General features: G+C 42.6%; 13 protein-coding genes. 4 read left to right on the top strand and 9 right to left on the bottom strand.

Annotation, left to right across the window (positions count from 1 at the left end):
- The first annotated feature begins 80 nt into the window (after positions 1-80).
- Positions 81-1151, top strand: coding sequence for a GIY-YIG nuclease family protein (locus tag AC0VX7_RS03920; RefSeq protein ID WP_475426766.1), 1071 nt, complete (start codon positions 81-83; stop codon positions 1149-1151).
- A gap of 7 nt (positions 1152-1158) precedes the next feature.
- Here the strand turns inward: AC0VX7_RS03920 and AC0VX7_RS03915 are convergent, their stop codons facing one another.
- From AC0VX7_RS03915 to AC0VX7_RS03895, 5 genes are all read right to left on the bottom strand, one after another.
- The gene (locus AC0VX7_RS03915) at positions 1159-2568 is read right to left on the bottom strand and encodes a HAMP domain-containing sensor histidine kinase (RefSeq protein WP_475426765.1); all 1410 of its coding nucleotides are present in this window, start codon (positions 2566-2568) and stop codon (positions 1159-1161) included.
- Positions 2552-3238 carry a response regulator transcription factor gene (locus AC0VX7_RS03910; protein ID WP_475426764.1) on the bottom strand — a complete coding sequence of 229 codons (687 nt, stop codon included), beginning with the start codon at positions 3236-3238 and terminating at the stop codon, positions 2552-2554. The genes AC0VX7_RS03915 and AC0VX7_RS03910 overlap by 17 nt, the downstream gene beginning before the upstream one ends.
- Before the next feature lie 130 nt (positions 3239-3368).
- Positions 3369-4445 (bottom strand): hypothetical protein, encoded by a 1077-nt coding sequence (locus tag AC0VX7_RS03905; protein ID WP_475426763.1) that lies wholly within the window; start codon positions 4443-4445, stop codon positions 3369-3371.
- A gap of 259 nt (positions 4446-4704) precedes the next feature.
- The gene (locus AC0VX7_RS03900) at positions 4705-5352 is read right to left on the bottom strand and encodes a DUF4352 domain-containing protein (protein ID WP_475426762.1); all 648 of its coding nucleotides are present in this window, start codon (positions 5350-5352) and stop codon (positions 4705-4707) included.
- A gap of 25 nt (positions 5353-5377) precedes the next feature.
- The gene (locus AC0VX7_RS03895) at positions 5378-5965 is read right to left on the bottom strand and encodes a vWA domain-containing protein (protein WP_475426761.1); all 588 of its coding nucleotides are present in this window, start codon (positions 5963-5965) and stop codon (positions 5378-5380) included.
- Between the two features lie 94 nt (positions 5966-6059).
- Here AC0VX7_RS03895 and AC0VX7_RS03890 point away from each other — a divergent pair, with 94 nt between their 5' ends.
- On the top strand, positions 6060-6560 hold the full coding sequence (locus AC0VX7_RS03890) for a hypothetical protein (RefSeq protein ID WP_475426760.1): 501 nt from the start codon (positions 6060-6062) through the stop codon (positions 6558-6560).
- A 116-nt stretch (positions 6561-6676) separates the two neighbouring features.
- Here AC0VX7_RS03890 and AC0VX7_RS03885 read toward each other — a convergent pair whose 3' ends face one another.
- Positions 6677-6859 carry a DUF3896 family protein gene (locus AC0VX7_RS03885; RefSeq protein ID WP_215034199.1) on the bottom strand — a complete coding sequence of 61 codons (183 nt, stop codon included), beginning with the start codon at positions 6857-6859 and terminating at the stop codon, positions 6677-6679.
- Between the two features lie 331 nt (positions 6860-7190).
- Between AC0VX7_RS03885 and AC0VX7_RS03880 the strand changes: the two genes are divergently transcribed.
- Positions 7191-8636, top strand: a complete 1446-nt coding sequence (locus AC0VX7_RS03880; protein ID WP_475426759.1) for a DEAD/DEAH box helicase — start codon at positions 7191-7193, stop codon at positions 8634-8636.
- Between the two features lie 51 nt (positions 8637-8687).
- Here the strand turns inward: AC0VX7_RS03880 and AC0VX7_RS03875 are convergent, their stop codons facing one another.
- From AC0VX7_RS03875 to AC0VX7_RS03865, 3 genes are all read right to left on the bottom strand, one after another.
- Entirely contained in the window at positions 8688-9614 is a 927-nt protein-coding gene (locus AC0VX7_RS03875) for a TRM11 family SAM-dependent methyltransferase (RefSeq protein ID WP_475428071.1), read from the bottom strand.
- A gap of 110 nt (positions 9615-9724) precedes the next feature.
- Positions 9725-9916 (bottom strand): hypothetical protein, encoded by a 192-nt coding sequence (locus tag AC0VX7_RS03870; RefSeq protein WP_144475303.1) that lies wholly within the window; start codon positions 9914-9916, stop codon positions 9725-9727.
- Positions 9917-10001: 85 nt separating this feature from the next.
- Positions 10002-10871 (bottom strand): cation diffusion facilitator family transporter, encoded by an 870-nt coding sequence (locus AC0VX7_RS03865; protein ID WP_215034205.1) that lies wholly within the window; start codon positions 10869-10871, stop codon positions 10002-10004.
- 272 nt (positions 10872-11143) lie between these two features.
- Here AC0VX7_RS03865 and AC0VX7_RS03860 point away from each other — a divergent pair, with 272 nt between their 5' ends.
- Complete coding sequence (locus AC0VX7_RS03860) at positions 11144-13000, top strand: LTA synthase family protein (RefSeq protein ID WP_475426758.1); 1857 nt, start codon at positions 11144-11146, stop codon at positions 12998-13000.
- Positions 13001-13068: the final 68 nt, after the last annotated feature.

The following is a 13068-nucleotide window of genomic DNA, read 5'->3' as shown; positions in this document are numbered from 1 at the left end:
GCATCACATCTTCTCGATAAAAGTCCCAAAACCAAGTGGAATATGAAAAAGAACAATCAAAACTGAGGAAGGAGAGCGAAATGAAATTAAGAGAAAAAATCAACAGCCTTCCTTTGACACCCGGTGTCTACCTGATGAAGGATCAAACAGGAACAATCATCTATATTGGAAAGGCAAAAAGTCTTAAGAAGCGAGTCCAATCCTATTTTCATAAATCAGCAGCCCACCCTCAAAAAATCAGGAAATTGGTCGCAAACATCCACGATTTTGACTATATCCTTACTGATACAGAATTTGAGGCTTTCTTGCTTGAATGCCAGCTGATCAAAGAATTAAAACCTCTTTTCAATAAAAAAATGAAAAGTCACCTGGCATATTCATATATTCAAATTGACATGGAGGGGCCATATCGAAAAATCTCCATCACACAAAATAGAACGGATAAGGACGGCGTCATGTACTTTGGTCCGTACACAAGCCCAATCTATGTAAAGAAATCAATTGAAGATATGAAGGAGTATTTTAAAATAAACTGCCTCCAGCCCTTTAAAGGTTCTCCGTGCCTGAATTATTTTCTTGGCCAGTGCAATGGCTTGTGTTTAGGAGGAAATGCTGTCAAACAATACAATGAGGTGGTGGACACCATCATTTCATTGCTTAAGGGGGATGACTCAGGAATCATTGAGGGATTAAGAGAGAAAATGCAGCACGCTGCCAGTGAATATCAATATGAGGCAGCCTCAAAATTCAGGAATTACATTAAATCCTTTTCAGTCCTTTTATATAAAGAAACCGTCGTTCAGTTTACCGAAGACAGTCAAAACATTGTGGCTATCGAGCGATTAATGGAGAATACAATGAAACTTTTTTTCATCAAGGGACACAAGGTCATTTTCAGCAAAAAATATACTCTGGAGATGATTGAGCAGCATTTAGAAGAAATCAGGACAAGCATTATGACCTCTTATCAAGAGTATGCAATGGGGAGATCACTCATAATTGGCAAAGCTGAGATCGATGAAGCACAGATCATCTACAGTTATTTGAGTGGAAGCAACAGCAGATTCACCGTCATTCCAGATGATTGGCTGATTATTGGCGGCAGCTATGAGAGGTTAGACAATACTTTAAAAGAATTAATAGAGATGTAAGGGCTGCCTAGGATGGCAGCCCTGTTTTGTCCCAAACGATGGAGAATGTCGTTCCCTGTTGACTGCTCTCCTTTAAAATCAGATCTGCCCCCAGGGAACGAGCAAGCATTTTACTAAAAGGAAGGCCAAGTCCAAGACCTCTTACCTTGAGTTTTTTCTTCTCACCCCGGAAGAAACGGTCAAAGACGAGTGCCTGCTCTTCTTCTGGGATCCCTGAACCTGTATCTTTTACATCAATTCTTCCCTCTGAAAGAATGAGGGATATAGTACCACCATGGCCGATCGCCTGATAGGAGTTATTCAATAGGTTTATCAAGATTTGCTGCAATCGTAATGGATCAGTCATAGCATGTATGGTGTCGTCAGGTGTGATGACCTTTAAATCAATGGGTTCATTTTGCGTGACCTGCCACTGCCTCCCGATATCCACAACGAGTTTGTTCATATCACAATTCTCTGTACGGATCGTGAAGGCACCTGCTGCCAATGAGTTGAATTCCAGCAAATCAGAAATCATGGTTTGCAATCTCTGGATTTCCCTCAGCGTGATGTCCAGGAATTCCTGGCGCTCCTCCCCTGTTACGACCCCGTCCCGCACAGCCTGGACAAGTCCGCTGATCGAGGTCACAGGCGTTTTCAAATCATGGGTCACACCAGCCAGCAGCTCAGCACGCATTTGCTCGAGCTGGGTCAAACGGCTGGTCATTTCTTTAAAAGAAGTCACGAGTTCATATATTTCAAGTTCCTTTTGGTTGGCATCAAGCTTGATGTCATAATCACCTTCACGCACCTGTGCCGCTGCCCGTGCTACACTCTGGATTGGTTTGAGGATTCTTTTCGTGAGAAGATAAATAACTACCCATCCAAGCAAGCCAAGCCCCAACAGTAAAATGAGTAACAAACGGTATTCCTGGTCGATGTTAGTCAAGTCGCCAGCATTTTGCATCACAACTACCCAGCCGGCTTGAATATCATCGATGATGATTGGCGCCTTAACAGCGTAAACATCTGTTCCATTTTCTGTGAGTCTCTTAATGGAATCCTCACTTGCAATTACCTCTGCAGGCACATTTTTTGATAGATGGCGTGGACCACCTCCACCATGCATCGGACCTGTATTCAGAACATTCCCTTCCATATCAGTAATCAAAAGCAGAGGCTGATTTTCCATTTCGAAGAATCTTGTCCGGTCTTCCATTCTACGGTCAAAACCGCTGAAATTACTGGACTGGGCGACCCGGTCCGCAGTTTCAACTGCCATATATTCCATTAACTTCAATCTGTTTTCCAGTGTCGTTTCCTTGATCCACCACACCGATCCCGCACCAAGCAAAAGAAGCCCGACAATCAGGGTTAGAAGATATCTCGTTGTCCAAAATCTCAACAATGTCACGTGCTTTTTATTTTTCGTAAACACTGAACTGATACCCCAATCCTCTTAATGTCGTGATTTCTCCCTGTGACGCGGGCCACTCCGCTAGGGATTGGCGGATTCTTTTTATCGATAGGTCCACTGCACGGTCACTTCCGTCATAATCCATTCCCCATACGCTTTCGATCAAGTCTTCTCGGGTAAATGTTCGGTTTGGCCTTTCCGCTAAAAAAATCAGCAAACTGAGATCTTTGGGAGTTAAGACAACTTTCTCTCCACCCACCGTGACAACATGGGAATCCATGTTGATTTTCAGACTGCCAAACTGTTTCATGTTTTCCGTTTCGAGCACATAGGAAGAACGGCGAAGTACGGCATTTACCCTGGCAACCACTTCTTCACCAATAAAAGGCTTGGAAATATAATCGTCCGCTCCCTGGTTCAGCCCTTTCAAACGATAATCAATGTCCCCAAGGGCAGTAAGCATGATGACCGGACATGGGCTGATTTGACGGATTTCCTTTAGAACTTCCCAGCCGTCCATTTCCGGAAGCATCACATCCAGCAGAACAAGATCCGGCTTTTGCTTAGTAAACAATGTCAGACCTTCGCTACCATCGAAAGCCTGTACAACCTCATAGCCTTCATGTTTCAGGTAAACCGCCAGCACTCTTGAGATCGTTTGTTCATCTTCTACGATTAAAATGGTCTTCATATTATCGCCACTCCCATCACTACTAGAAAGCTTTCACTCTGGTGCCCGTCATTCCGGTTCATTTTCTACTCCTTATTTTACAAGAAAAATCCCCCGCTAGATACCGGGGGATTATGACGATATTTTTAAGTTAAAACCCGTTTCCGCTACCATTCTGGTGCATGCCGCCACGACCGCCTTCACCGCGGAAACCACCTTGACCCATTCCGCCTTTGCCGCCGCCATGTCCAAACCCACTGCCTTTTCCAATGCCTTCACCATTTCCCATGCCATTACCTTTTCCGAAACCTCCGCCTTGCCCAAAGCCCATACCATGGCGTCCGAATCCATCTTCAAACAGCTCGTCAAGCTTGTCAGCATCTTTATCTCGAATCTCTTCCATTAGTTCGCGTGTATCTTTATCTGTAGTGGATATTCCAAGTTCCTTCGCCAGGTTCACGACTTTCTTTTCCTGTACTTCCTGGGAGATTTCGCCGATAGTCTTCCCGTCAATCGTGATATTCAACTCTTTTGCGTCTGCTTTTACTTTGGCGGACTGTACCTCCTGAGTTATTTCGCGGATATCCTTGCCGTCTACTGTAATTCCATACTTTTTAGCCTCTTGGTTTATAAAAGCCGCATGAACTTCCTGCTGCAGTGTCTGCAGGTCTTTACCCTCAGTGGAGACACCGAGCTCTTTGGCCTTTTTATTCAAGTTCGCTGTGCGGATTTCTTCCATTAGATTCTGAGCATCTTTGTTGTCTGTTGAGACGCCGAGTTCTTTCGCCTTATCCTTAAGGTTCTCTAAACGGATCGCATCATGAAGTGCAGCTGCATCCTTCCCATCAGTCGAGATGCCCAGGTCCTTCGCTCTATCCTTAAGATTGGCCAACTGGACTTCCTCAGCCAGCGTTGCGACATCCTTGCCATCTGTCTTGATTCCCAGTTCTTTTGCTTCATTTTTAAGGGTAGCTTCGCGAATTTCACCCATCAAGGTTTGAGCGTCTTTACCTGATGTACTGATTCCAAGTTCTTTTGCCTTTTCGATCAGTGCCTCTGAGTTACCTCCGTAAAATCCCTTATGACCAAAACCTTTACCGAAAAAGCTTTTGACAGCCGTTGCTGCTGTGCCTGTTGTACTGTCGTCATTCGCTAAAGAGGTAGTAGCATAACCTCCTAGCAAAAGTGCTCCAGCGATTGTAAATCCAATAACTGATTTCTTTTTCATATCTGACATCCTCCTACAAACCATTCTATTTTTCAGGTTCAAGATGGACATGAACCTTATACTCATAATTTACTCTGTGAATATGTCAGCAAAATGTCAGATGAGAAAAAATGAATAAAAAAATTAGATAAGCTTTAGCCGGTTGAAATAGCCGGGTTTAAGCCTACCATCATTGCTTTCTTGAAAACCTTTTATGTCCTCGAAATGTCAGATCGAATGGAAAATAAAGAAACCCGGAAATACTCCGGGATTAAACCTGTTAATTCAACTGTACTTTTTCATCGCCAATCTTGATAAACCATTTTCCTACAGCAAAACTTTCCTTCGATACTTCAAATACCTTTGTATCGGTAACAGTAATTCCTGGATTTAAGTCGCTTGCAATCTTGGCATTGTCTACATTCGTCTCGAGTGCGTAGTTAGAAGATGCATCAATATCAGAATCGTACTCTGTTCCTTCTCCATCCACCAGTCTGACACTTGGATAATCAAACATTCCGACCGGCTTCTTGGAAGTGTTCTTGATTTTATATTGGATTGCTACGAACGTACCGCCCTCAGATACCGATTTATTGATGAATTCATTGCCAACTTGATTTTTCTCTTCAAATTTTGTAACGGTGATTTCAACCTTGTCTGCTGGAACAGCTTCTCCGACTATATATAACTTTTGTTCCTTGGCAGGTGCAGATGCTGTTGCAGCAGAGCCACCTTCATTGCTTACTTCTTCTCCGCCGCCAAGTGCTGAGCCAATGATACCAAAAAGGATCAATACACCAATGAAACTCAGAATTTTATGTCTCCCGAAAAAGCTTCGCTGGTCTTTCCCGCAGTGAGGACATTTCTTCACACCTTTTGCGATTTCTTTTCCACAAGTCTTGCAGGTTCCTAAATTATTGTTTGTCATGACCATTCCTCCTGGATCTTAATTTCTACTTCATTCTCTTTTCCATAATGGATTCCGAAACTATCTCATACATGTTTTCAATGCCTTTTTCTGAGGCTTCAAATTTAAAAGAATTCTCAATATTGATTCCAAGGCTGTCAGCTTCCTTGGCGACATCGATATTCGCACCCATGAAGATGAATTCCCAGCCGTATTTTTCCTGCTGGTGCTTGATCAGCTCCTTCACTTTTCCATAAGTGAACTCACTGCTTGCGTTCTCCATGCCATCTGTCGTGATCACGAATATAACCTTGCCTGGCCGGCGGTCTTCCTTTGTTTTTGCCAGGCGGTAGCCAACATCGAGTATCGTTTTACCCACGGCATCCAGAAGTGCTGTCGTCCCGCGGACATAATAATCATCTTCTGTCAGCTTCGCCTCTTTTGCATCAATGCCGTTCCAGAGCACCTCATATTCATCGTCAAAAAGCACGGTTGTCAGTATTGTTTCGCCTGCAAGTTTGGACTGTTTTTTCACGAAAGCATTGAAGCCGCCAACAGTGTCGCTCTCCAGCCCTGCCATCGAGCCGCTCCGGTCAAGCAAAAAAATGATTTCCGTTAAATTGTTGTTCATCATCTATCATCCTCCTAGGTTGAATCTGATATAATCATATCTAGATTCATCCATATATTGGTCGCCTGTTAAGCGACATTTTAAGGAGGCTGACCCCATGCTGGATAAAAAGATATTGGCAGATTTACAGGAGTATATCGACAGTAATATGACGATCATCCTTTATGAAAAATCTGCTGGACCACTTGAGGATTATGTCCTGGAGAGTATTTCACCGCTGGAGATTGAAAGCTTCATTGCCGAGAAACGGAAGCCGACTCTGCAAAAGGTGCTGTTTGATTTTATTGATAGAAATGGCGCCGCTTCCGACGTTGAAATTTATAAAAAAGCAGGAATTGACCGCAGGCATTTTTCAAAAATCCGCTCTAACCCTGAATACAGGCCAAGCAAAAATACAGTGATCGCCCTCGCACTGGCACTTGAATTGAAGAAAAAAGAAACCGACAAGCTGTTAAGCTCTGCCGGCTACTCTTTGTCAGACAGTGAAACAGCTGACCTCGTCATTCAATTTTGTATCGAAAGAAAAATCTTTGAAATTGACCAGGTCAATTATGCCCTCGACTATTTCAGCCAGAAGCCATTGGGTGGCGTACTATAAGAAAAGCGCAAGCGCCTTGGTCAGCCCTGACAAGCGCTGGAGTTGGACCATTATCGAAGTGACCTTTAATACTTTCTCTTAAAAATAGCCTGGAGGAATAGCCTCCAGGCTTTGTTTTAATGTATGGCAATTCCGCGCTCAAAATGGTTCATGCAAGTCAATTCGATAATATAATCGTAATTTGCGATTGCTCTTTGGAGCTCAGATTTTTCATCTATAGACAGGTTTGGATTCTGCATCTTATTCGCCAGCTGCATCTGCAATGCTTCTAAATGATATTTGACTTCTTGATAGTTCATGTCCAACACCCTTTCATAAAAATGAAATCGTTTTCTTTCCTGTTTTTATTATATATCGATAACCCCTTTGGGTATCGATATATTTATTGATAATTTGTGAAACTTTTTTTAGAAATTAGCCTTTTTACACGTAGCTTCAGATTTATTTTCACAAAAGCTTCATCAGCAAACTTAAGGAGCACAATTTGTTCCATGGCTTCCCATTCTTAAATTTAAGTCGATTAGTCAGCTGTTTGAAGTATAATGAATACTATTCAGTTTATGCATATGATGATTCGTTGCGAGAATCCTATATATAGTTGGATAATACTAAATAAAAAGAGGTTTTTACATGAGTAAAAGAAGTTTTGACGATTATAACTTAAGCGACGAAATTAAACGCGCCCTCTCCGTGTTGAAATATGAATCGCCAACAGAGGTTCAGGAAGAAGTCATTCCATTAGCATTGGAAAAGCAAGATCTTGTCGTGAAGTCCCAGACTGGCAGCGGCAAAACTGCTTCCTTCGGCATTCCTGTTTGTCATTTGCTTGAATGGGAGGAAAGGAATCCGCAGGTCTTGATTTTAACACCGACCAGGGAGCTGGCTGTTCAGGTTCGTGAAGACATTACGAATATTGGAAGGTTTAAAAGAATCAAAGCGATGGCCGTATATGGGAAGGAACCTTTTGCAAAACAAAAAGAGGAATTGAAGCAAAAAACGCATGTGGTTGTTGGGACGCCAGGACGTGTTATCGATCATATCGAAAGAGGAACACTTGTATTAGATGAAATCAAGTACCTGATCATAGATGAAGCGGATGAAATGCTCAATATGGGTTTTATCAATGATGTGGAATCAATTATTGAAGACCTTCCATCAGATAGAGTAACGATGGTGTTTTCTGCGACATTGCCTAAAGACGTTGAAAATCTCTGTCACAAATATATGAAAGATCCGGTTAATATCGAAATTGCGTCAATTGGAATGACAACCAGTACGATAGACCATATGCTGATCGAAGTGAAAGAAGAAGATAAAATTTCACTACTTAAAGACATTACCGTTGTTGAAAACCCAGATAGCTGCATCATTTTTTGCCGAACGAAGGAAAATGTTGATACAGTGTTTGCACAGCTTGAGGATGCCAATTATTCCTGCGAAAGGCTTCATGGCGGATTAGAGCAGGAAGACCGCTTCGCCGTAATGAATGGCTTTAAGATGGGGAATTTCCGTTATCTAGTGGCTACCGATGTTGCTGCGCGCGGAATTGACGTCGATAACGTTTCGATAGTCATCAATTACGACGTTCCGATGGAAAAAGAGGGTTATGTCCACCGTACAGGCAGAACAGGGCGTGCCGGAAATAAAGGGAAAGCGATCACGCTTGCTACACCTTATGAAGGCAAATTCATCAGGGCAATCGAACGATACATTGGCTTTGAGATCCCTGTGACAGAAGCTCCGAGCAAGCAGGACGTTGCCAGAAACCAGGCTGCTTTCGATGAAAAAATCAGCGGGCGCCGTGTCGTGAAAAACAACAAAACAGCCCGCATCAACCAGGATATCATGAAGCTTCATTTTAGCGGCGGCAAAAAGAAAAAGCTTCGCGCCGTCGACTTCGTTGGAACAATCGCGAAAATCCCTGGAGTAACCGCAGATGATATCGGCATCATCACGATCCACGATACGATGTCCTACGTCGATATCCTGAACGGAAAAGGCTCGCTTGTCATTCAGGCAATGGAGAATGCGACTATCAAGGGAAAGAAGCTAAAAGTGAGCAAGGCTATTAAATAGAGGGTAGAAAAAGGACGATTATGACAGCCCATAATCGTCCTTAAATTTATCTTATTTTCTACATACAATGATCTCACGTTCGAAGGTCCCTTTTCTCACGACACAGCGATCAGCGATTTCAAAGCCGGCATTTCCGATGATAGGATCGATTGGTTCAATGGTGACGATAACTACTTTATTAGCGAATTCGTATGTGCTCTGGAGCATCTCGAGCTGCTCTTCGGGTGTGATTACTGAGCACAGATTGTACGGCATATCAATAATCGCCACGTCATAGCTCCCAGTGATCTTGCGGATGTCCTTAAACGCCACTTCCGTTGCATAGCCAAAATGCGCGATGTTCTCCCTTGTTCCAGGCAGTATGAGCGGATTGATATCACTGGCAACGATGTCGATCTCCATCGACAATGCTTCCACCACTACCGTTCCAATTCCGCAGCATGGGTCGATCGCTTTAACTCCAGCTGGATCAGGAACTGCGATATTGGCGACAGCTCTTGCGACACGGGTGCTTAATGAAGTTGAGTAGCTATGCGGTTTTTGCTGATGGTTCAGCCAGACCGCTTCACTGCTGTGGTATTCACCAAATACCCAACGCTCGTTTAAATTCATGATCCCCAACAGCACATCTGGATTTACGAGCTCCGGCTCTCCGGGAATTTGCAGCCCCACTTCCCGTTCAATTCGGCGCCTCTCTTTAAAATCCACCTTATCAGGACCTGCCACTTTTACATACATCACTTTAAAAGTAGCGGCATTCAATTCTATCTTCTTCACTTGCTCAATTAGGTCCTCCAATTTCTCACCTTCAAGGATGACATCCATACGTCCCCTCATGAACGGACTTCGGCTTGGATCGATTTTCAAAGTGCTCTCCAGGATGCTGGATTCTGTATCCTCCCCAAAAAATGAGCGCATCTCCAGTGCGCACAACTCTTTTTCTTCACCTGGAAAAGCGTAATTATATATAAAAGACATAGGTTCAAAGTTAGTGAATTCCAATCAATTTCAATCCTTCCGCTGTAAAAAACAGCTTTTATCCATTCCATAACATATAACTTTAAAGGTTAAATCGAAATAAAAATGACTTACCCCTTGGGCAAGTCAAGTGCTTGGTATGCGTGCTGATACTTTCCGCCCTCAGCTACTTCAGAATGATACAAAGCCTTAAGGGCAAAGCTTTTCTCCAGATCATGTTCTTTTATCAAACTGGATAAGCGCGTTTGCAGTTCTGGGTTATCCTTAATCAATTGTTTCATTTGAGATTTTACAAACTTCATCAATTTTTACCTTTACCCTTCGAAATCTTATAGTCCCGCTAAGTATAGCATGAACAAGTCTATAGCCGTTCATAACTTTTTTTAATCAATCCGGCTCTACATGTACATGGACGTCATATATATCATATTCTTGCATGAGCTTATCTTCGACCCTCGTCGAGATATCATGAGCGGTGCTGATGTCGAGGGTAGGTTTCACAGTGATGACGCAATCAACGACAATATTGTTGCCGTAGCTTCGTGCCTTTAAATCTTTAATTCCCTTGACACCAGGAATATTACAGATGGTTTCGTTATATTCTTTAATGAGGTCTACATCAAAGCCGTCTGTCAGCTGGTGGGATGCTTCCCGGAAGATGTCCCAGCCTGTTTTTAGAATTAGTCCGCCAACGATGAATGCAGTTACTGGGTCGAGCCACGGCAAACCAAATTGGGAGCCGATGATGCCAACAGCAGTACCGATACTCACCCACGAATCGGACAGGTTATCTTTAGCCGCGGCCATGACCGAATGGCTTTTTATTTTGCGTGCGAGGTTCCGGTTATAACGATACACGAAATACATAATCAATGCAGAAAATAATCCTGTCCAGGCAGCAATAAGATCTGGTGCTTCGGCAGTTCCTTCAAAAAATGATGTGAAGGCGCTGGTTAAAACCTGGAAACCGACAACAATGATGATGAAAGATGCCACCATCGAAGCGACCATTTCCGATTTCCAATGGCCATAAAGGTGGTCATCATCCGCAGGTTTTTGCGATAGCCTCAACCCGATCAAAACAGACAACGACGCTAAAATATCGGTTGTATTGTTCAAGCCATCTGCCTTCAATGCTTCGGAATCGCTGATGTAACCTACAGAAAGTTTTAAGGCAGAAAGAATTATATAAGCGAGGATACTGATCATCGCCCCGCGTTCACCTAGTTTTAAATTGGAATAACGTTGTTCATTCATGGACTGGCCTCCATTCAACTGCTAGAACATTTTAACAATCAAAGAGCAAGTGAGTCTATAGCAACCTTTTTACCCTTGCCCATTTAATTGACAGGGAAGCAAAAAAGTTTCCCAAGGTAAAAAGAAAGAAATAGAAGTAATTACCAGAAACTTTTCCGTGGTTAAATACGTACTAATAAATATCGGAAAATTACGCGATTACAGGTACAGCTACAAATCTATTTTCATTTGTGGTAAAATGTAAACTTCAGTAGATTCCTAGGAGGGATTGCATGGGGACAAAAAAGAACATGTCCATAAGTTTCGTATTGATTGCCATTGTCCTATTATGGCTTAAAACCTACACCGTTTATAAATTTAATTTTGATATAGATATTGAAAATAAAATGCAGGAATTCATCCTGTTCATTAATCCTTTGAGCTTCCTTATGTTTATCCTGGGAATTGGGATTTTCATGGCAGGAAGAAAGCAGAAAATCTTTGTTATTGCGACTAGCTTTATTACATCCTTTATTCTTTACGCAAATGTTGTTTACTATAAGGAGTTCAGTGATTTCATCACGATTCCGTTGTTGACACAGACAAGCAATATGGGCGATTTAAAGAGCAGTGTCGGCGAATTGATCAGCTGGACTGACATCCTTTATTTTGCAGATGCCCTTTTGATCCTGGCTTTAGCTATGGTAAAAACACCTAAAGTCTCTTTTAAAAAGTATAAGAGCGTTTATGCTGCTGCTTTTTACTTCAGCGCAATCGGCCTGGCATTTTTCAACCTCGGACTTTCTGAATCCGAACGTCCTGAATTGCTGACTCGTACGTTTGACCGGGAAATCCTTGTTAAGAATATCGGAACGTACAATCACCATATTTACGATGCGTACCTGCAAACCAAGACAACTGCACAAAGAGCCATGGCAGATGGCAACCAATTGACTGAAATCGAGAACTATACACGAGCTCAATATGCAGCTCCTTCTGAAGAAATGTTTGGAGCAGCAAAGGGCAAGAACATCATTGTCATTTCAATGGAGTCTACCCAGAACTTTGTCATTGGCCAGAAAGTAAATGGCCAGGAAATAACGCCATTTTTGAATGAATTTATTAAAGACAGCTATTACTTTGATAATTTTTACCATCAGACGGCACAGGGTAAAACGTCTGATTCTGAATTCCTATTAGAAAACTCTTTATATCCGCTTGGACGCGGAGCAGTATTCTTCACCCACTCAGGAAATCAGTACATGTCACTTGCTGAAAGGCTGAAGGAAAACTCTTACTACACAGCGAAGCTTCATGCAAACAACAAGAGCTTCTGGAATCGTGACGTAATGTATAATAACTTTGGTTATGATCGTTTCTACTCATTGCCAGATTATGAAGTGAACGAAGAAAACTCTGTAGGCTGGGGCATGAAGGACATCGAGTTCTTCGACCAGTCAGTCGAACATTTAAAAGCAATGCCTAAACCGTTCTTTGCGAAGTTCATCACGCTGACAAACCACTTCCCATTCGAATTGGATGAAGAGGATAAATTCATCGATGAATACGATTCAAACAGCGGTACCTTGAACCGTTACTTCCCAACTGTCCGTTATACGGATGAGGCGTTCAAGCTGTTTATCGAGGATTTGAAGGCAGAAGGACTTTACGAGGATTCAATCATCGTGATCTACGGTGACCATTACGGAATTTCCGAGAACCATAACAAAGCAATGGAGCAGTACCTTGGCAAGGAAATCACGCCATTTGTTTCTACACAATTGCAGCGTGTACCAATGATTGTCCATATCCCTGGACATGAAGGCAAAACGATTTCAACTGTATCTGGACAGATCGATCTTCGTCCGACATTGTTGAATCTTGCTGGAATTGATACAAAACAAGACATCCAATTTGGAGAAGACCTCTTCTCCGAAAACCAGGATAACTTTGTTGCACTAAGAGACGGCAGCTTCATTACCGAAGATGTAGTCTACACGAAAGGCGTATGCTACGACAAGGCCACAGAAGAGCCGACAGACGGTGCAAGCTGTGAACCATACATCGAGCATGCCAAGAACGAACTGAGCTACTCTGACCAGATTATTTATGGTGACTTGCTTCGCTTTTATGGAAAAGGTGAACAATAATAATTGAGAACCCCACTGATTAGTCAGTGGGGTTTTTTGTGGGGATTTGGGTTGATACGTAAAAAAAC

Source organism: Mesobacillus sp. QJM3NY_10, from assembly GCF_056173465.1.
Note: the sequence above shows the minus strand (reverse complement) of the source record. Positions and strands in the feature narration are given on the sequence as shown.